This is a genomic window from uncultured Algibacter sp. (assembly GCF_947495925.1).
In the GTDB taxonomy this organism is placed as follows: Bacteria; Bacteroidota; Bacteroidia; order Flavobacteriales; family Flavobacteriaceae; genus Algibacter_E.
In genome coordinates this window covers 329,263-348,114 of sequence record NZ_CANMAU010000003.1, presented here as the reverse complement: position 1 = coordinate 348,114, position 18,852 = coordinate 329,263, and the positions used below count along the sequence as shown (strand labels likewise).

Sequence of the window (18,852 nt, the reverse complement as noted above, 5' to 3'; positions counted from 1 at the left end):
TGGCTGCTTTTTTGTTTTATTACACTTTTCTAAATATGCAGTGCTCTATCTTCAGTGGCTGCTAATGCGGCCTCTTTAATGGCTTCTGTAAACGTAGGATGAGCATGAGACATTCTTGAAACATCTTCCGCACTCGCTCTATATTCCATTGCTACAACGGCTTCAGCAATCATATCTGCAGCACGAGCACCAATCATATGTACACCTAAAATTTCATCAGTAGTTTTATCAGCTAGAATTTTAACAAACCCGTCTAAATCCATACTAGCTCTACTTCTACCTAAAGCACGCATTGGAAATGACCCTGTTTTATAAGCTACACCAGCTTCTTTAAGCTGCTCTTCTGTTTTACCAACCGCAGCAACTTCTGGCCATGTGTAAACAACTCCAGGTATTAAATTATAATCAATATGTGGTTTTTGGCCTGCAATAGTTTCAGCAACAAAAACACCTTCTTCTTCAGCTTTATGAGCCAACATTGCTCCTGTTACAACATCTCCAATAGCATAAATATTAGAAGCACTTGTTTGTAAATGATCATTAACTTCTACTTGCCCTCTATCATTTAATTTTACGCCTGCTGCTTCCATATTTAATCCATCAGTATATGGACGGCGCCCAACAGATACTAAACAATAATCGCCTTTAATTTCTACTTCTTCACCTTTTTTATTATCTGCCTTAATAATCACTTCATCACCCACACGCTCAACAGATTTTACTTTGTGAGATACATTCATTTTGAACTTCGCCTTCTTAAAAACTTTATTCAGTTCTTTAGATAAGCCTTTATCCATAGTAGGGATAATTCTATCCATATATTCTACAACGGTAACCTCCGATCCTAATCGTCTATAAACCTGACCTAACTCAAGACCTATAACACCTCCACCAATAACAACCAAGTGCTTCGGAATCTCTTTTAATTTCAAGGCTTCAGTTGAAGTTATAACACGCTCTTTATCAATATTTATAAAAGGTAAACTTGAAGGCTTACTTCCAGTTGCTATAATCGTGTTTTTAGCCTCTATTTCAATAGATTCGTCCCCCGCTATATTAATATGAGTGGCATCTTTAAAACTACCTAAACCTTGATAAACATCAATTTTATTCTTCTTCATTAAGAAATCAATCCCTCCAGTAGTTTGATCTACAACAGCTTGCTTTCTAGCAATCATTTTTTCTAGATTCACCTTAACATCTCCCGGAATGTCAATTCCATGTTCTTCAAAATGCTTTACAGCATCTTCATAATGATGCGAAGAATCAAGAAGTGCTTTACTAGGAATACAACCTACATTTAAGCAAGTACCCCCCAATGTTGAATACTTCTCTATAATGGCAGTTTTCATGCCTAATTGTGCACAACGTATCGCTGCCACATACCCTCCAGGACCCGAACCTATTACGGCTACATCATATGAATTCATATCAATATTTTATTTTGAATTGTGATTTTAAATATAGAATATCAAAAATACGAATGTTTTGTTGTGTGGCAATAAAAATTAAGTTTTATCAAATAGAATTACAATTCATATAATGAATACCTCAAAACTTTATGAAAATGAAATAAAACCATCGTTACACTACTTTATTTTCGGAATCTACTCATTTTGAAAATGAAACTTCCTAAATTTATGTAGTTTTGTCACTCATGCAAAAGAATATTAACATACAGAATAAAAAAGCTAGGTTTCAATATGAAATTTTAGATAAGTACGTCGCTGGAATTGTTTTAACGGGTACTGAAATAAAATCTATTAGAAGTAGTAAAGCATCAATAGCAGAAAGTTTTTGTGAATTTAATGAACAAGGCGAACTTTTTGTAATTAACATGACGATTCAGGAATATGCCTTTGGAAATTACTACAACCACAAACCTAAAGCGGTGCGCAAACTTTTATTAAACAGAAAAGAACTTAAGAAATTAAATAAAGAAGTTCAAAACACTGGATTAACTATAATACCGCTGCGTTTATTCATTAATGATAAAGGATATGCAAAATTAGATATTGCTCTAGCCAAGGGTAAAAAGCTTTTTGATAAACGCGAAACCATTAAAGACAGAGATAATAAACGAGATTTAGATAGAATAAAAAAAGCCTATAAATAATATTAGTTTCAGTTCTTACGTTATATCGATTATACCAAATATTAAAATTTTAATAATGCAAAAAAGGCTTCTTCTCATTATACTCTTTTTAGTTTTCTTTTTAGGGCATACCCAAAAAAAAACGAATACAAGCGTACCTGAATCCCCTGAAGTTTTTGCAGTGGACAGCACTGTTGTTCTTACCATGGACAACATAATAAAAACGCTATATAGCACCATTTCTGGAAAAAAAGGAGCTAAAAGAAACTGGAAGCAATTCAAATATTTATTCAAACCAAACGCCAAATTAATTCCATCTGGAAAAAACAAAGCTGGAATCTATCAGGTTAATTACATGTCTCCTGATGAATATATTAAAGAAGCGACCAAATGGTTTCAATCTAACGGATTTTATGAAAAAGAAATTTTAAGGCGCGTTGAGTATTTTGGAAGTATTGCCCATATTTTTAGCTCTTATGAATCTTTTCATACTGAATCAGATGAAGAACCATTTATGCGCGGCATAAACAGTATTCAGCTTCTAAATGATGGTAAGCGCTGGTGGATTATAAATATATATTGGTCACAAGAATCAAAAGATAATCCTATTCCAGAAGTCTATCTAAAAAGATAAAACACTAGTTTTTATCTCCTAACAAGGGTACAAATCTAAAATCACCAAACTCTTCTTGAGCAAATTCCTTTGGTCCTGTTCTAATAAACATAGTCATCACCTGTACATCATCGCCAACCGGAATTACTAACTTCCCTCCCACCTTTAACTGACTTAACAAAGATTTAGGAACATAAGGTGCCCCTGCGGTTACTATAATACTGTCAAAAGGCGCTTCTTCTTTAAATCCAATATACCCATCTCCAAAAATGAGTTTCTTAGCGCGGTATCCCAATTTTGGTAAAAATTTACTCGTTTTTTTAAACAATTCATTTTGACGCTCAATACTCCAAACCTTAGCGCCTAACTCACACAGAACCGCTGTTTGATAACCACTCCCTGTACCTATTTCAAGAATTTTGTCGCCTCTTTTAATTTTAAGTAATTCTGATTGAAACGCCACGGTATAGGGTTGCGAAATTGTTTGATCTGCAGCAATAGGAAATGCTTTATCTTGGTAAGCATGATCTAAAAAACTAGAGTCCATAAACAAATGCCTAGGGATTTTACCAATAGCATTTAAAACAGCCTCATCTTTTATGCCTTTGTTTTTTAATACATTAACTAGCTGCTGTCTTAATCCTTGATGTTTAAAAGTGTCTTTCAATTTTGGTTGGGGTTTAGCAGCTAAATTTAGTTAAAGATTTTTAAGACTGAAACTATTTATTCAGAATTAATTTTTCAATTTAATTGGCTAAAATTTTAGCAGCTTTTACTTAACTTCACCTTTTAAATATCTTATTTTTGTAAAAACGAAACATTATGCTAAAAGCAGGAGTACTTGGTGCTGGGCACTTAGGAAAAATACATTTAAGACTTCTTAATCAATCTGAAAAATACAACCTTATTGGTTTCTATGATGCTGACGAGAACAATGGAAAAAAGGTAGAAGCCGAGTTTGGATATAAATTCTTTAATTCAGTAGAAGCGCTTATTGATGCAGTAGATATGGTGGATATTGTTACCCCAACACTTTCGCATTATGACTGTGCAAAACAAGCTATTGCAAAAGGAAAGCATATTTTTATTGAAAAACCAATTACCAATACCGTTGAAGAAGCAGAACACATAAGAGAACTTTTAGCTGAAAACGATTTACGTGGACAAGTTGGGCATGTTGAACGCTTCAACCCTGCTTTTCTAGCAGTTAAAGACGATATTAAATCTCCAATGTTTATTGAAACACATCGTTTGGCAGAGTTTAATCCAAGAGGTACAGATGTTCCTGTGGTTTTAGACCTCATGATCCATGATATTGATATTATTTTAAGCATCGTAAAATCTAAGGTGAAACATGTTTCTGCCAGCGGAGTTGCAGTAATTAGCGATACACCCGATATTGCAAATGCCAGGTTAGAATTTGAAAACGGCTGTGTGGCGAACCTAACGGCGAGTAGGATTTCACTTAAAAAAATGCGCAAAGCACGTTTCTTTCAAAAAGATGCTTACATCTCCGTTGATTTTCTGACCAAAAAATGTGAAGTTGTAAAAATGAAAGATGCTCCAAAAAACCCTGGAGATTTTGATATGATATTACAAAATGCTGAAGGTGTGAAAAAACAAATTTACTTTGACAACCCTTCTATTCCAGATAATAATTCAATTTTAGACGAACTAGAAACCTTTGCTGATGCTATTAATAGTAACAGTACCCCAATAGTAACTTTACATGATGGCACCGAAGCCTTAAGAGTTGCCACTCAAATTATAAATAGTTTTTAATATGAAAAACGTTGCTGTAATTGGAGCAGGAACTATGGGCAACGGTATTGCTCATACTTTTGCTCAAAGCGGATTTAAAGTACAATTAATTGATATTAACAAAGAAGCTTTAAAAAAAGGAATACAGACCATAGCTACCAATTTAGATAGAATGGTAGCTAAAGAAAAAATTACAGCACAACAAAAACTAGATACACTAAATAATATTACTCCTTTTACTAACATTAAAGAAGGAGTTGATTATGCTGCTTTGGTTGTTGAAGCTGCCACTGAAAACCTTGAGCTTAAACTTAAAATATTTAAAGAATTAGACGAAGCCTGTTCTGAGAGCGCGATACTCGCAACTAATACATCATCAATTTCAATAACACAAATCGCTGGAGTAACTTCAAGACCTGAACGTGTAATTGGGATGCACTTTATGAACCCCGTACCCATCATGAAATTGGTTGAAATTATACGGGGTTATAACACAAGTAACAAGGTGACTGCCACTATTATGGAGTTATCCAAAACCTTAGGCAAAGTTCCTGTTGAAGTTAATGATTACCCCGGATTTGTTGCCAATCGTATTTTAATGCCAATGCTTAACGAATCTATTGAAACACTATACCATGGTGTTGCGGGTGTTTATGAAATTGACACGGTAATGAAATTAGGGATGGCGCACCCAATGGGGCCTTTACAATTAGCCGATTTTATTGGTCTTGATGTATGTTTATCTATACTTAATGTGATGTATAACGGGTTTAAAACCCCTAAATACGCACCTTGTCCACTTTTAGTTAATATGGTAAGAGCTGGAAAATTAGGAATAAAATCTGGTGAAGGTTTCTATGATTATTCAAATAATAAAAAAGCAGAAAAGATTGCAAAACAGTTTCTAAATTAATCCAAGTCCTCCTACAAATTACAACATTATTAAAGACCTAGATGTCCATAGCAGAAAATCTTAATAAAATTAAATTAGCACTACCAAAGCATGTTACATTGGTAGCGGTTTCAAAAACGAAACCAATAGCAGACCTCATGCAAGCCTATAATGCTGGTCAGCGGATTTTTGGAGAAAACAAAATTCAAGAAATGGCTGAAAAACATGAAGCTATGCCCAAAGACATCGAATGGCATATGATAGGTCATGTTCAACGCAACAAGGTAAAGCATATGGCTGCGTTTGTTAACCTAATTCATGGTGTAGACAATGTTAAATTATTAAAAGAAATTAATAAGCAAGCTTTAAAGCACAATAGAATTATTGATTGCTTACTTCAAATAAAAATAGCTGTAGAAGATTCTAAATTTGGAATGACAACAAAAGATGCTATTGACATTATTCATTCTGATACGTTTTCAGAATTAACAAATATTAGAATTACTGGAGTTATGGGAATGGCTACTTTTACCAATGATTACAATCAAGTGAGTCAAGAATTCAAATCACTAAAATTAGCTTTTAACCAACTATCAGAGTTTCATTTTGATAATTTAGAACTTGAAACCATTAGCATGGGGATGAGCGGAGATTACAAGTTAGCCATTGATTGCGGAAGCAACATGATTAGAGTAGGTAGTAGTATTTTTGGCTCTAGAAGTTAAAAACTAAAAATGAAAAACGAACAGTTTTATGGATAAATCTATTTTAAGAACCAAAAGTTATAGTTTTCCCATTTTAGTTGTTAAAACTTATAAATCTATTTCTTCAGATAAAAAAGAATATACTTTATCAAGGCAATTACTTAAAAGCGGGACATCAATTGGAGCAAATATTAGAGAGGCAGAATTCGTTCAATCTAGCAAAGATTTTATTAATAAAATGAGTATTGCTCTAAAAGAAGTAAATGAAACTGAATATTGGCTTTTATTGCTAAAAGATACTGACTATATTGAAATCAATAATTTTAATTCACTGTCAAACCTCAATAAAGAACTTATAAAAATGTTAGTCCCAACAATTAACACCATGAAATCTAAACTCAAGTGATTTTTCACTTTTAGTTTTTAACTTTTAACTCGAATAATTGTACGCAATACTAGACATAGAGACAACAGGAGGCAAGTATAATGAAGAAGGAATTACAGAAATTGCCATCTATAAATACGATGGGCATGAAGTGGTCGATCAATTTATAAGTCTTGTAAATCCAGAACGTGAAATACAACCTTTTGTAGTGAACCTTACAGGAATAAACAGCAATATGCTTCGTAATGCACCTAAATTTTACGAGGTAGCAAAGCGAATTGTAGAAATAACAAAAGACTGCATATTGGTCGCTCACAATGCTCAATTTGATTATCGCATTTTATGTACAGAATTCAGGCGATTAGGTTTTGAATACGAACGCAAATCACTCTGCACTGTTGAGCTATCAAAAGATTTAATTCCAGACCAACCTTCTTATAGTTTAGGTAAGTTAGTGCGTTCATTAGGTATTCCCGTAACAGATAGACACAGAGCTTCTGGCGATGCTCTGGCTACCGTAAAATTATTTAAAATGTTGCTGGATAAGGATTCAGATAAAAGCATTATTCAAAATTCTGTACGCTTAAATCCAAAACATCAACTTGAGCCTAAACATATTGACATTATTGCCAGCCTTCCATCCATAACAGGGGTTTATTATATTCATAATGGCGATGGAGATATTATTTACATTGGTAAGAGCAACAATATAAAAAAACGCCTCAATCAACACTTCACGGGTACCAATGCTAAGTCTAAAAAAATTCAGGCTAAAGTTAACACGGTAACCTACCAAGCCACTGGTAGTGAACTTGTAGCTCTTTTAAAGGAAAGTGAGGAAATAAAACGCGTTAAACCTATATTAAACAAATCTTTACGACGATCAATTTTTACGCACGCTTTATATCATTACAAAGATGAACATGGCTATATTAACTTGAAAATTGATATTGCCGACGGTAGAAAAAAACCAATTACAACGTTTAGTAATCGTCAAAGTGGAAAAAGCTTTATAACCAAAGCTGTTGAAGATTTTAACCTATGTCAAAAATTAACAGGTTTATATAAAACAAAAACAAGTTGTTTTAATTATGATATAAAAACCTGTGAAGGTGCTTGCATCCAAAAAGAACCCTCAGAATTATACAACAAAAAAGTAACAGCTTTAATAGACAAAAACAGCTACAATAATAAAAATATGGTTATTGTTGACAAAGGGAGAGATGTAGATGAACGCAGCGCTATATTAATAGAAAATGGCGTATTTAAAGGGATTGGTTTCTTCAACTTAAATTATCAGATAAACAATCTCGATGTTTTAGAGTCCATCATTACTCCTATGCAGAATAATAGGGATACTCAGCATATTATTCAAAGCTATTTAAGAAGACATAAAAGATTAAAAACCATAATAATTGATACATGATTAGAAAAATAATATTTCTTATTATTAGCATAACCTCTTTTTCTGTTTTTGCCCAAGAAAACTATAATTCGGAAGCTTTTAGAGTTACCCTTGGAGATATTGCAGCCAAAACATTTACGAAAGACTCAACAGCTAATGCTATAGTAATTTATGAATCCGGCAACAGCTATGTAAGTCAAAATGATTACAAATTAAAAACAGAGGTAAAATGTAAGATTAAAATATTAAAAAGTGAAGGTTTGGAAAAGGCGACAGTTAAAATTTACCTCTACAATAACAAAAATAGCGCTGAGCGTGTCAAAGATATTAATGCCACAACATACAATTTAGTTAAAGGTAGTAAAGACGTTACAAAAACAAAATTGGACAAAAATAACATTTATAAAGAAAAATATAATAATAACTATACCATAGTCAAATTTACCTTACCAAATGCCAAAGTAGGTTCGGTAATAACGTATAGCTATGAAACAAGTTCTCAGTTTATGTTTAATTATAAAAGTTGGTATTTTCAAGATGATATTCCAAAGTTATATAGTGAATACAAAACAAGTATCCCGGGAAACTGGCAATATAATGTCAAACTTGTAGGATATAAGCCTTTAGATATCAATACTTCTGACGTTAAACCAAACTGTTTAGAAGGTGCTCGTGGTGCCTACTCCGGTTGCAGTATTAACCATTATGCTATGAAAGACATTCCTGCTTTTATTGAGGAAGATTACATGACTAATAAGACTAACTATGTGGCAAGAATAGAGTATGAACTCAAATCTTTTGAAGGTTTTGACGGTGTTAAAAATAATTACACAAAAACTTGGGAAAGTGTTGATGACGAATTAAGAGCAGACCCTAGTATTGGAAAGCAATTATCTAAATCAGTTAAATCAAAAGAGTTTTTAAGTGAAAGTATAATTAATGAAGTTGATAATTTGAAAAAGGCTGAAGGCATTTACAAATATGTCCAAGATAATTATACTTGGAATGACGAGTACAAAATATTTAAAGATGTTTCAGTAAAAGACCTTATTAAAAATAAATCAGGAAATGTTTCTGCTATTAATATATTGCTTCATAATATGCTCATTGAAAATGGAATTGAAGCACAACCCATTCTCCTATCAACTCGAAGTAATGGTTTTCCAACAAAAATATTTCCAGTTATTTCAGAATTTAATTATTTAATTGTTCAAGTAACTATAAACGAAAAAATATATATTCTTGATGCGACAGACCAATATTTAAGTTTTGGTACTATTCCTTTCAGATGTCTTAATCAATATGGTAGATTATTGGATTTTAAAAATGGTAGTAAATGGGTAGATCTTGAAGCTAATTCTACTTCAAATATCCTTTACAATGTAAACGTAGATATTGAAGATGACGTTTTCATAGCTTCAATAAAATCTAAGGTAACGGGATATCATGCTTTAAACCTCAAAAAAAATATTTCCCTAATAAAGGAGGTTATATTGAGAAATTAGAAAAGCTTCATAACGATATGGAAGTCTCTGATTTAGAAATTGATTGTGATACCAAAACCAACAGAGAATTTAGAGAATCTTACAACATTGAGTATCTTCCTGAAGATACTGGAGATATTATTTATTTGAATCCTTTTTTTGTAACGTTTTTTGACGAAAACCCTTTCAAGCTTCAAGAACGTACATATCCTATAGATTTTGGCTATAAAGACACCTACTATTATTCAGTCAATTTAAGCCTAAATAATGATTACACCATAGTAGAGCTACCTAAAAACATAAACATGAGTTTGCCTAATAAAGCTGGACAAATTACATTTAGTACAAGGCAAATCAGAAACTCCTTAGTCATAACTTTCAAAATTAACTTTAAAGAAGCTATTTATTCTCCAGAATTTTATCCTTATTTGAAAGAGTTTATGAGTAAAATAGTCGATATTCAAAATAATTCAATCGTCCTACTTAAAAAAAACATCTAATCTTTTCTTACATTTGAAAGTATGACTAACACATCAAAACCCGGTTGGAAAACAAAACTTCATGATATTATTTATGAAGCAGAAACACCAGCAGGTAAATTATTTGATGTTATCTTGCTCATAACCATCATTGCTAGTATTATTCTGGTCATGCTAGAAAGTATAAAAAGCTTAGACGAAAGGTTTCATAGTTTTCTAAATATATCAGAATGGGTAATCACCATTTTATTCAGTATCGAATACATTGCTCGTATAATTACGGTTAAAAAACCCATTAAATACATCACCAGTTTCTATGGTATCATTGATTTACTATCTACCCTTCCAAAATACATTTCCTTACTATTCGGAGGCATACATGCATTAGCAGCCTTAAGAGCATTGCGCTTATTAAGAGTGTTCAGAATTTTAAAGCTTGCTCGTTATTTAGGAGCATCGCAAACCCTTACCTCTGCTTTAAAAGCGAGTAAAGCAAAAATATCTGTGTTTCTATTTGCTGTACTCATCCTATGTATCATTTTTGGTACCCTTATGTATCTCATCGAAGGCGAGGCTAGTGGTTTTTCAAGTATACCAGTTAGTGTCTATTGGTGCATTGTTACGTTAACTACAGTAGGTTTCGGAGATATTCACCCGGTAACTCCTTTTGGACAATTTATAGCAGCTTTAATTATGATATTAGGTTATGGAATTATTGCGGTCCCAACAGGTATCGTATCCGCCGAATATACTAACCGCCATAAGAATGATGACCCCAAATCTCCTGAAGACGAAGTACATCTAAACTCACAATCTTGCGAAAACTGCTTAGCCGAAAACCATAAGGACCATGCAGAATACTGCTACAACTGTGGCGAAAAACTGTTTGAGTAGTATTTAGGCGTTACCTTTTGTCCCTGAATTTAGTTCAGGAACAGGTCAGGTTTTATTAGTTGATTTTTATTTAAAATTATTGAACTCATGAATACTACTATTTCAGCGGTCGCTCTTTGCAAGGAGCTCCAACAAACGCTTCAATCCTTAACGCAATTATCTGTGAAGTTTATTTTACCTCAAACACTTGCTCAATCCTATTTTCAATTTAACTTTGCAAAGCATTCTAAATAAATAACTAATTAGCGCACAAGTTAAATACCTCATTTCCATAGTTGGTCCAACCGCCATAGGTAAAACGGCATTAAGTATTAAGTTAGCGAAGCGTTTTAATACCGAAATACTTTCGGCAGATTCCCGTCAGTTTTTTAAAGAAATGCAAATAGGAACAGCTGCACCGTCTCCAACCGAATTAGCATCGGCAAAGCATCATTTTATACACCACAAATCTATTCAAGATAATTATAACGTAGGTGCTTTTGAAAAAGATGCCATAACCCTTTTAGATGACCTGTTTAAAACAAAAGATGTGGTTATTATGGTTGGCGGCTCAGGTTTATATGTAGACGCAGTTACCAAAGGGCTAGACTATTTCCCTAAAGTAGATCCAAGCATTCGAGAAACCTTAAATAAAGAACTAGAAACCAAAGGACTGGAGTTTTTACAACAACAACTTCAAAATCTTGACCCTATTTCATATAAAACTATAGCCCTTGATAACCCACACCGGGTTATTAGAGCTTTAGAAATTTGTATTGGAAGTCATCAGCCCTATTCCTCTTTTCTAAATAAAAATAAAGACAAGCGCCGTTTTAAAACCATTAGCATAGGACTTACTGCAGACCGAGAAATAATATACCATCGTATTAATCAACGCGTGGATATTATGATGCAAGAAGGCTTACTAGAAGAGGTTAAGACCCTATTACCTTATCAAGATTTAAATGCACTTAACACGGTTGGTTATAAAGAAATTTTTAACTTTTTAAATGATGATTGGGAGTTAGATTTTGCAATATCAGAAATCAAAAAAAACACAAGACGTTTTGCAAAACGACAACTAACTTGGTTTAGGAAAAAAGAGGATACTTTGTGGTTTGATTATTTAACTAAGATTGAAGACATTGTTACCAAGATTAATAATCAAATAGAGAAGAAATAATCTTACTGAAGTTTCACATTGCTATACTTAGCATTAATAACAATATTTTTACCACTTGTGGTATTTCCAAGTGTAAAATTTGATGTATTTTCTTTAGACGTTTTTTTCGGATGCGTAAATCTAGAATGTGTGCCTTTGTACTGTAAATTATGTGCTCCTTTAGGCAAACTAATCACCGCATCACTATTTTGAAGAATAATATTTAAGTTGCTAAACTCATTTTCTATATGCGCAATCTTCAACTGTCCAATATCTCCATCAATAATCGCACTATTTACTAAATCTCCTATATTAATATTCGAAGATTTTGCATTCAACACCAATCTATTAACATGCTCTAAATCCACACTTTTTACATAGCTTAAGTTCAACTCACCCGTATTCCAATTCGCAACCGTAATGGGAGAATAAGAAGCATTAATGGAAGTTCGACTTCCATTAATGCTATATGCCTTAAACTTGGTATAAGCTAAATCAGCTTTCAGATTATCAATATTCGTAGCAAATTCAATTTCTCCATGTCTGACATCAATTTTTAACTTAGCACTTTTAGGTATTTTAATCTTTATGATCTTTTTAACCTTAGAATTAGATTTTCCATGAACCATTTTCTTTATCTTGTTCTGACGTTCTTGTAATAATAAATCACGCTCTTTAATATAGGTTTTTCTATCTTTAATAGCGTGTGCCCTATGTTCCATACGTTCAGCATGGGCTTCCATTCTTGCAACTTGTCGTTCTGCATGAGCTTCCATTCTTGCCGCTTGTCGTTCTGCTCGTTCCGCATATTTTTCGCCCAATGCTTCCATTTTTTGAGCATACTCCTCACTACCATATCTATCCTCAAAACTTTCTGCCCAAGCCTCTATTTGCCTTTCATAATTATCACTCCATTGCTCTATAAACTTTTTCCCCCAAGCTTCCATTTTTTCAGCAAAATCCTCCCCAAACTCGGTATCAAATTCCTTAGAGTACTCCTCTAAGTACTTATCTCCATCTCTCTTATAGGCTTCATAGTCAAATTTTATTTTATGAACACCTTGTGGTAATTCTGGTAGCTCTGGCATCGGCGACATTGGTGGCATGGGTGCTAACGGGGCGAGTTCAGCCATTTCAAAACCCTCAACAATATCAGGAACATCAGCTAATTCAAAATGTAGCTCATTCAATACTGCTGTTACTGCATCTGTATCACCATGATCATCTGTATTATAAACCCAAACATTTTCACCGTGCGCTGTAGTTTTTATAGAAACCTCATTAGTCGATCCATCAATATCAATATCCCAAGATTTTAAAACATCTTGTAAACTTTCATTATTAAGGTCCTCTCCCTCGATATAGGCTTCAATTTCAACAGTATTTTTATTCCAAGTGTCAAAAATCACATTGCAATTGCTCGTATTCAAATTTACTTTTACATCTTTATTTACTTTTATAGATTGTGAGACTTTTGTTAGTTTTTGTTGAGCCTTTATACTACCCATAATAAGGAAGCTTAAAACCAACATACCTATTCTTTTGATTATTCTGTTCATTTTTTGTTTTTTTTAAATTGATTGCTGCACCTCTTTCGAATCCGTATTATTGAAATTAAACTCCTTTAATTGTCCTCTTAAACGATACAATAAAGTCAAACGAAGTTTTAAATTATCAATTAGTGCATTTACTGATAATTCATTTGGACCAGAAGCAGTCATTTCCTGAGACAACCTCTGATACTCCTTATCAAGCTCATTTAACTGCGCCAAATATCCATCAAATAAATCTTTAGTCTCAGAAGTGTAACTCATCTTTGATAATTCTAAATTAATACTGGCTAAATAATAATCCTCAACCTTTTTAAGTGCAGGAGAGATATCTCCCAAAGTTTTGGTTTCTTCTTTTTCAGTATTCGCTACTTGAATATCAACAGCATCAGCTACCGGTGATTGAAAATATTTAAAAGCGCCAAAACTTAAACCCAAAAGCACCACTATAGTTGCCGCTATTTTCATCCAGCCCAAATTATAATCTCGTTTTTCAGGTAATGCTTTTTCTAACTTTTGGAGAAATCGATCTTCATGTTCCAAAGGCATCTTTTCATCTGTTATTTTATCATTCTTAAATAACTCTCTAATATCTTGTGCCATTCTTTTTAAGTTTTAATAGTCCTTGCAATTTTGATTTACCTCTTGACAATTGAGTTCTTGAAGCAACTTCCGATATATCCAGAATTTCCGAAATCTCCTGATGATCATAACCCTCAATTAAATAGAGCATCAGCACGAATTGATACTTATCTGGTAAATTATTAATAGCCTGTTTTACATCATCCAATGTAATGGCATCATCAACTAACCATTTGTTATCTATTGGAGTATCAACCACCTTGAGGTGCACCTCTTCCAACTCAACTAATTGCTGTTTCTTAGTTTTTAAAAAGTCAATACTCTTATTAATAACAATACGTTTTAACCACGCCCCAAAAGTAACTTCTGCTTTATATTGATGTAATTTTGTAAAAGCCTTTAGGAAGGCTTCTTGAACTACATCTTCAGCATCAGCTGCATCTATTAAAAAACGTTTAGCTACAATATACATACCATCGCAGTATTGGTTGTACAACTGCATTTGCGCCTTCCTGTTGTTCTGTTTACATTTTTCTATAATGTCAACTTGAAACATACTGATTGTTCTTCTAGGTTGTATTAGTTCATTTAAAAGACGACTAAAAAAAAGAAGTGTTGCAAAAAATGAATATTTTTTTTGGTGCAACTATAACAAAGCTAAATAAATATACGTTTGAATTTTAGTAGTTACCCCTTTTAAATTATCTTTATACCAAGTTAAATTGCTATTCATGAACACCTTTTTAAAGCGCGTCTTAATTCTATTATCTGTAATAGCGTTAGGACTATTTTTGTATTCAGTTATAATAGAAAATATTTTTGCCCAACGTTTAAGTCCAAAAGATACTGTTGAGTTTAAGTTAAATGATTTAAAACTAGAGGTGTTTTACAATAGGCCTTTTAAAAAAGAACGGGAGGTCTTTGGTGCTTTAGTCCCATTCAATCAAGTATGGCGAACAGGTGCAAACGAAGCCACTACGTTTGAAACCAATAGCACCCTTGATATAAAAGGAATACCTTTAACCGCTGGTAAATATACCTTATGGACCGTCCCAAAAGATTCAACTTGGACCGTTATTTTTAATTCAAAACAATACGCTTGGGGTGTAAATGCAGAAATGAAACCTATGTGGGATCCTAATTACGATGTTATTAATGTTGAAGTACCTGTGCAGAAACTTGACGATGTTGTTGAGCAATTCACTATAGGTTTCGACAATTCTACAGACAAATTATTCCTTACCATGGCTTGGGATGATGTTAAAGTTGCCGTACCTTTAAAGTAGCTATAAATAAATTAGCACTCAAGGGAACATTATTTTTTAGTAAACTTATACCATTCGTGTCAAAAAAAAAGAAATCAGCTCTACAGGAAAAATCAGGGGTTTCTGATACAGAAATTTATAATAAGACTTCCATTAAACGGATTAAAACGAGGCGAAAAAATCCTGTTGACACAGACGCTCTTATTTCTGGAATAATCAACAAAAACATAACGGCCCTTAGCAGATCCATTACCTTAGTTGAAAGTAAAAACCCTAAGCATATACAAAATGCCAATACCGTTATAAAAGCTTGTCTACCTTATGCAAATAAATCCATTAGAATTGGTATTACTGGTGTTCCTGGAGTTGGAAAAAGCACTTTTATTGAGGCTTTTGGAAAACATTTAACCAACCAAGGAAAGCGCATTGCAGTTTTAGCTATAGACCCTAGTAGTACGATCTCTAAGGGAAGTATTTTAGGTGATAAAACCAGAATGGAAGATTTGGTTAAAGACAACAATGCTTTTATACGACCTTCGGCGTCTGGTAAAAATTTAGGAGGTGTAGCTCGAAAAACTCGAGAATCCATTATACTTTGCGAAGCTGCTGGATTTGATGTGATTATTATAGAAACCGTAGGTGTTGGTCAAAGTGAAACAACCGTACATAGCATGGTAGATTTCTTTTTACTTTTAAAACTTGCGGGTGCAGGCGATGAATTACAAGGTATTAAACGTGGTATTATTGAAATGGCCGATGCTATTGTAATAAATAAAGCCGATGGTGACAATCAAAAACGCGCAAAACTAGCCCAAGTAGAATTTAACAGAGCCTTACATCTCTATCCTAAAAAAACTTCAAATTGGCAACCACAAGTATCTATTTGCAGTGCTTTAAATAATGAAGGCATAGAAAGTATTTGGGAACAAGTTGTGGAGTACATAGAAATCACCTCGAAAAACAATTTCTTTCATTCTAAGCGCATTGAACAAAACAAATATTGGTTGATTCAAACTATAGAGGAGCACTTAAAATATGCTTTTTTTAATAAACCAACTATTAAAAAAGAGTTAGAAAACCAACTGAAGCTTATTGAAAACCATGAGACAACTCCCTTTGCAGCGGCAGATCATTTATTAAGTTTAGCCCCATAAGAGTTTACGAACTTTTTTAAAGCATAATTGGCAATTCTATAAAACATAAAACCAGATAATGCGCCAAACGTTAATCCACAAATAATATCTAAAGGGTAATGAACCCCAACGTATATTCTGCTATAGGCAACAATAACACTCCAAATCAGCAATATAAAAATCAAATTTTTATAATATGGTTTTAGCATTAACCCCGCAAAAACTGCAGCTGCCATAGAGTTAGAAGAATGTCCAGAGAAAAAACCGTACTTACCACAGCGTACAGCAATAAAACGCATATAATCTATTAAATCAGCTTCACCACAGGGTCTTGGTCTCATAAAACCACGTTTAAAAACATTGGTGATTTGATCGGTAAACGTTATCATAAGAGCGACTACCACAACAAAAACTAACAATGATTTTGCTCCAAACTTCTTATAAAGCAAAAATAACAACAATGCGTAAAGTGGTATAAAGGTGAGTTTTTCAGTTATAGCCAACCATAAACCATCCCAAGTACTTGAACCCAAATTGTTTAAAAACAGAAATAATTCTGTATCGTATTCTAAAAGCTGTTCAATCATTGTTTTCTAATCTATGCTTCGTATTTTTCAACTTCACTATCATAAAACTCTGTTGCCAACTTTATAGCATGCTCTGTTTCGGCTTCTAGTTCCTTTTGGTCTTCGGCATCAAAGTCTTCAAACCATTCTACTTCATCATTTTCAAGATTGATAATAAATCTTGGAAACTCCGTATGAATCACATAAATAGCGTTTGGATAATCTGTATTATCTCCTAGAATAAATTTTGGAAGACTCATTAAATTGAAATATTAGTTGTTAGACAAAATTAACCTTTTAGTTAAATAATTAAACCTAATATATAATAAAATAGCTGCCGTTGTTAAACCCGCCAACAGACCTAGCCAAATACCAAAGCTACCATAGACCTCTTCTTTTCCCAAAAACCAACTAATTGGAAAGCCAATCAACCAATAGGAAATAAATGTAATAGCCGTGGGTATTTTAACATCTTGTAAGCCACGTAAGGCTCCTAAAACCAAGACCTGTATACTATCACTAATTTGAAAAATGGCTGCAGCTACTAATAATTTAGATGCTATGGTTACCACTTCCTTATTGTCTATTAAATTCTTGGCATCATCATAATCCACATAAATTTTTGGTAATTGATTATGAAAAACAAAAAATATAATTGCAAAACTCATGGCAAAAAGAGTCCCCATTAAAAATAAAGAAAATGCAATACGCCGTAATTCAAAATAAGCACTTAATCCTTTTTGATTACCCACTCTAATCATAGCAGCAACACTTAAACCCATAGCCACCATAAAAGTCATAGAACTCAAATTTAGAGCTATTTGATTAGCTGCTTGCGGATTCTTTCCTAACAGTCCACTCAACCAAATAGCAGCGGTAAAAATAGCTACTTCAAAAAACATTTGCATGGCACTTGGAGCTCCAAGATTAAGCAATTTTTTAAGCATCAATTTATTAAGTACAAATATTTTAATATGGGTTACGAATGCTTTTGATTTCTCTTTCCCCTTAAGTAAAAACCAGATGTGCCAAACCATAATTATTCTAGAAACTAAGGTTCCGTATGCAGCGCCCACAATACCTAACTCAGGAAAACCAAACTTTCCAAAAATTAACAAATAATTTAAAATAACGTTTATTACATTTCCAAAGAGAGTAGAATACATAGGGTATTTAGTCATAGACAATCCATCTCCAAACTGCTTAAATGCCTGAAAAATAACCAAAGGAATTAATGAAATCGCTACCAAATCTAAATAAGGCATTGCCAATTCAACCACCTCAACAGGCTGCTCCATTAAATACATGAGAGGTTTGGCAAAATATACCAGTAAAAAAAGAAGTATCCCTATAATGGTGCATAAAAATAATCCATGCTTGAAAGCCGATTTTCCTTTTTTAAAATCTTTGGCAGTATCTGCTTCTGCAATTAGGGGTGTTATAGCTGTTGAAAAACCAATTCCTAAAGACATCGCTACGAACATAAAACTGTTTCCTAGCGACACTGCTGCAAGCTGTGCTGTACCCAATTGACCTACCATAATGTTATCTACAAAACTCACAAAAGTGTGCCCAAGCATTCCTAACATAACTGGTGCCGCCAGTTGCCAATTGTATTTAAACTCACGTGTATAAGCCGATAGTTGCATAAAACAAAAATAGAACTAATTTTCAGGGAAATTGAATATTTTACAAATAGAAATTACTCATTAACAAATGTTAATAATTGTTCATGTTTTGCTATTCTTTTAAAATCAAATTACATACATTTGTCCGGCTTTAAGAAGCACCCTTGAAAGAATAAATAGCGCAAACAGAAACTACTAGCAAACTATTTTATAGGGATTAAAAAATAATGCTATTTTTTTCTAGATCTAAAAGGGAGAAATTTCTATTTCTCCTT

22 protein-coding genes are annotated in these 18,852 nt (G+C 33.1%); 14 read left to right on the top strand and 8 right to left on the bottom strand.

The features are described from left to right. Nucleotides 1–29: 29 nt before the first annotated feature. Nucleotides 30–1,430, bottom strand: a complete 1,401-nt coding sequence (gene lpdA, locus Q0857_RS07865; RefSeq protein ID WP_298533581.1) for a dihydrolipoyl dehydrogenase — start codon at nucleotides 1,428–1,430, stop codon at nucleotides 30–32. Nucleotides 1,431–1,657: 227 nt separating this feature from the next. Between lpdA and smpB the strand changes: the two genes are divergently transcribed. Then, nucleotides 1,658–2,116 (top strand): SsrA-binding protein SmpB, encoded by a 459-nt coding sequence (smpB, locus tag Q0857_RS07860; protein ID WP_298533580.1) that lies wholly within the window; start codon nucleotides 1,658–1,660, stop codon nucleotides 2,114–2,116. Between the two features lie 55 nt (nucleotides 2,117–2,171). Continuing rightward, the gene (locus tag Q0857_RS07855; protein ID WP_298533579.1) at nucleotides 2,172–2,729 is read left to right on the top strand and encodes a hypothetical protein; all 558 of its coding nucleotides are present in this window, start codon (nucleotides 2,172–2,174) and stop codon (nucleotides 2,727–2,729) included. 4 nt (nucleotides 2,730–2,733) lie between these two features. On the opposite strand, the gene Q0857_RS07850 is transcribed toward Q0857_RS07855, so the two are convergent. Next, nucleotides 2,734–3,375 (bottom strand): protein-L-isoaspartate(D-aspartate) O-methyltransferase, encoded by a 642-nt coding sequence (locus Q0857_RS07850; RefSeq protein ID WP_298533577.1) that lies wholly within the window; start codon nucleotides 3,373–3,375, stop codon nucleotides 2,734–2,736. 155 nt (nucleotides 3,376–3,530) lie between these two features. Here Q0857_RS07850 and Q0857_RS07845 point away from each other — a divergent pair, with 155 nt between their 5' ends. From Q0857_RS07845 to miaA, 10 genes are all read left to right on the top strand, one after another. Beyond that, nucleotides 3,531–4,490: a Gfo/Idh/MocA family oxidoreductase gene (locus Q0857_RS07845; RefSeq protein WP_298533576.1), complete on the top strand. Its 960-nt coding sequence runs from the start codon at nucleotides 3,531–3,533 to the stop codon at nucleotides 4,488–4,490. A 1-nt stretch (nucleotide 4,491) separates the two neighbouring features. Continuing rightward, complete coding sequence (locus tag Q0857_RS07840) at nucleotides 4,492–5,382, top strand: 3-hydroxyacyl-CoA dehydrogenase family protein (protein WP_298533574.1); 891 nt, start codon at nucleotides 4,492–4,494, stop codon at nucleotides 5,380–5,382. 41 nt (nucleotides 5,383–5,423) lie between these two features. After that, nucleotides 5,424–6,086, top strand: coding sequence for a YggS family pyridoxal phosphate-dependent enzyme (locus Q0857_RS07835; protein WP_298533572.1), 663 nt, complete (start codon nucleotides 5,424–5,426; stop codon nucleotides 6,084–6,086). A 28-nt stretch (nucleotides 6,087–6,114) separates the two neighbouring features. Further along, nucleotides 6,115–6,471, top strand: a complete 357-nt coding sequence (locus Q0857_RS07830) for a four helix bundle protein (protein ID WP_298533570.1) — start codon at nucleotides 6,115–6,117, stop codon at nucleotides 6,469–6,471. 37 nt (nucleotides 6,472–6,508) lie between these two features. Next, nucleotides 6,509–7,876, top strand: a complete 1,368-nt coding sequence (locus tag Q0857_RS07825) for an exonuclease domain-containing protein (protein WP_298533568.1) — start codon at nucleotides 6,509–6,511, stop codon at nucleotides 7,874–7,876. Further along, nucleotides 7,873–9,360 carry a DUF3857 domain-containing protein gene (locus Q0857_RS07820; protein WP_298533567.1) on the top strand — a complete coding sequence of 496 codons (1,488 nt, stop codon included), beginning with the start codon at nucleotides 7,873–7,875 and terminating at the stop codon, nucleotides 9,358–9,360. The genes Q0857_RS07825 and Q0857_RS07820 overlap by 4 nt, the downstream gene beginning before the upstream one ends. A 17-nt stretch (nucleotides 9,361–9,377) precedes the next feature. Continuing rightward, complete coding sequence (locus Q0857_RS07815) at nucleotides 9,378–9,839, top strand: DUF3858 domain-containing protein (protein ID WP_298533565.1); 462 nt, start codon at nucleotides 9,378–9,380, stop codon at nucleotides 9,837–9,839. Nucleotides 9,840–9,860: 21 nt separating this feature from the next. After that, complete coding sequence (locus tag Q0857_RS07810) at nucleotides 9,861–10,712, top strand: ion transporter (RefSeq protein ID WP_298533564.1); 852 nt, start codon at nucleotides 9,861–9,863, stop codon at nucleotides 10,710–10,712. Between the two features lie 87 nt (nucleotides 10,713–10,799). Continuing rightward, the gene (locus Q0857_RS07805) at nucleotides 10,800–10,946 is read left to right on the top strand and encodes a hypothetical protein (RefSeq protein ID WP_298533563.1); all 147 of its coding nucleotides are present in this window, start codon (nucleotides 10,800–10,802) and stop codon (nucleotides 10,944–10,946) included. A gap of 7 nt (nucleotides 10,947–10,953) precedes the next feature. Further along, entirely contained in the window at nucleotides 10,954–11,874 is a 921-nt protein-coding gene (gene miaA, locus Q0857_RS07800) for a tRNA (adenosine(37)-N6)-dimethylallyltransferase MiaA (protein WP_298534101.1), read from the top strand. Between the two features lie 2 nt (nucleotides 11,875–11,876). Here the strand turns inward: miaA and Q0857_RS07795 are convergent, their stop codons facing one another. The 3 genes from Q0857_RS07795 to Q0857_RS07785 are packed head-to-tail and all read right to left on the bottom strand — an operon-like array spanning nucleotide 11,877 to nucleotide 14,541. Then, nucleotides 11,877–13,412: a hypothetical protein gene (locus Q0857_RS07795; RefSeq protein WP_298533561.1), complete on the bottom strand. Its 1,536-nt coding sequence runs from the start codon at nucleotides 13,410–13,412 to the stop codon at nucleotides 11,877–11,879. Between the two features lie 12 nt (nucleotides 13,413–13,424). Continuing rightward, nucleotides 13,425–14,006 carry a hypothetical protein gene (locus tag Q0857_RS07790; protein ID WP_298533559.1) on the bottom strand — a complete coding sequence of 194 codons (582 nt, stop codon included), beginning with the start codon at nucleotides 14,004–14,006 and terminating at the stop codon, nucleotides 13,425–13,427. Continuing rightward, entirely contained in the window at nucleotides 13,990–14,541 is a 552-nt protein-coding gene (locus Q0857_RS07785; RefSeq protein WP_298533558.1) for an RNA polymerase sigma factor, read from the bottom strand. Before Q0857_RS07785 ends, Q0857_RS07790 begins: the two co-directional genes overlap by 17 nt. A gap of 175 nt (nucleotides 14,542–14,716) precedes the next feature. Between Q0857_RS07785 and Q0857_RS07780 the strand changes: the two genes are divergently transcribed. Continuing rightward, the gene (locus Q0857_RS07780) at nucleotides 14,717–15,271 is read left to right on the top strand and encodes a DUF2911 domain-containing protein (RefSeq protein WP_298533556.1); all 555 of its coding nucleotides are present in this window, start codon (nucleotides 14,717–14,719) and stop codon (nucleotides 15,269–15,271) included. 56 nt (nucleotides 15,272–15,327) lie between these two features. Beyond that, complete coding sequence (gene meaB / locus Q0857_RS07775; RefSeq protein ID WP_298533554.1) at nucleotides 15,328–16,404, top strand: methylmalonyl Co-A mutase-associated GTPase MeaB; 1,077 nt, start codon at nucleotides 15,328–15,330, stop codon at nucleotides 16,402–16,404. On the opposite strand, the gene Q0857_RS07770 is transcribed toward meaB, so the two are convergent. From Q0857_RS07770 to Q0857_RS07760, 3 genes are read right to left on the bottom strand one after another with little or no spacing between them, the layout of a single operon-like run. Next, entirely contained in the window at nucleotides 16,380–16,970 is a 591-nt protein-coding gene (locus Q0857_RS07770) for a phosphatase PAP2 family protein (RefSeq protein ID WP_298533553.1), read from the bottom strand. The genes meaB and Q0857_RS07770 overlap by 25 nt on opposite strands. 11 nt (nucleotides 16,971–16,981) lie before the next feature. Then, a complete protein-coding gene (locus tag Q0857_RS07765; protein ID WP_298533551.1) occupies nucleotides 16,982–17,209 on the bottom strand; it encodes a hypothetical protein in 228 nt (75 codons plus the stop codon). Between the two features lie 12 nt (nucleotides 17,210–17,221). Further along, on the bottom strand, nucleotides 17,222–18,598 hold the full coding sequence (locus tag Q0857_RS07760; protein WP_298533549.1) for an MATE family efflux transporter: 1,377 nt from the start codon (nucleotides 18,596–18,598) through the stop codon (nucleotides 17,222–17,224). Nucleotides 18,599–18,852 lie beyond the last annotated feature (254 nt).

Coding starts and splice junctions, on each gene's coding strand:
- Q0857_RS07855 (WP_298533579.1), top strand. CDS start 2,172: ATGCAAAAAAGGCTTCTTCTCATTATACTCTTTTTAGTTTTCTTTTTA.
- Q0857_RS07770 (WP_298533553.1), bottom strand. CDS start 16,970: ATGATTGAACAGCTTTTAGAATACGATACAGAATTATTTCTGTTTTTA.
- Q0857_RS07840 (WP_298533574.1), top strand. CDS start 4,492: ATGAAAAACGTTGCTGTAATTGGAGCAGGAACTATGGGCAACGGTATT.
- Q0857_RS07795 (WP_298533561.1), bottom strand. CDS start 13,412: ATGAACAGAATAATCAAAAGAATAGGTATGTTGGTTTTAAGCTTCCTT.
- Q0857_RS07810 (WP_298533564.1), top strand. CDS start 9,861: ATGACTAACACATCAAAACCCGGTTGGAAAACAAAACTTCATGATATT.
- smpB (WP_298533580.1), top strand. CDS start 1,658: ATGCAAAAGAATATTAACATACAGAATAAAAAAGCTAGGTTTCAATAT.
- Q0857_RS07760 (WP_298533549.1), bottom strand. CDS start 18,598: ATGCAACTATCGGCTTATACACGTGAGTTTAAATACAATTGGCAACTG.
- Q0857_RS07820 (WP_298533567.1), top strand. CDS start 7,873: ATGATTAGAAAAATAATATTTCTTATTATTAGCATAACCTCTTTTTCT.
- Q0857_RS07785 (WP_298533558.1), bottom strand. CDS start 14,541: ATGTTTCAAGTTGACATTATAGAAAAATGTAAACAGAACAACAGGAAG.
- Q0857_RS07780 (WP_298533556.1), top strand. CDS start 14,717: ATGAACACCTTTTTAAAGCGCGTCTTAATTCTATTATCTGTAATAGCG.
- Q0857_RS07790 (WP_298533559.1), bottom strand. CDS start 14,006: ATGGCACAAGATATTAGAGAGTTATTTAAGAATGATAAAATAACAGAT.
- Q0857_RS07835 (WP_298533572.1), top strand. CDS start 5,424: ATGTCCATAGCAGAAAATCTTAATAAAATTAAATTAGCACTACCAAAG.
- lpdA (WP_298533581.1), bottom strand. CDS start 1,430: ATGAATTCATATGATGTAGCCGTAATAGGTTCGGGTCCTGGAGGGTAT.
- Q0857_RS07845 (WP_298533576.1), top strand. CDS start 3,531: ATGCTAAAAGCAGGAGTACTTGGTGCTGGGCACTTAGGAAAAATACAT.
- Q0857_RS07765 (WP_298533551.1), bottom strand. CDS start 17,209: ATGAGTCTTCCAAAATTTATTCTAGGAGATAATACAGATTATCCAAAC.
- Q0857_RS07805 (WP_298533563.1), top strand. CDS start 10,800: ATGAATACTACTATTTCAGCGGTCGCTCTTTGCAAGGAGCTCCAACAA.
- Q0857_RS07815 (WP_298533565.1), top strand. CDS start 9,378: ATGGAAGTCTCTGATTTAGAAATTGATTGTGATACCAAAACCAACAGA.
- Q0857_RS07830 (WP_298533570.1), top strand. CDS start 6,115: ATGGATAAATCTATTTTAAGAACCAAAAGTTATAGTTTTCCCATTTTA.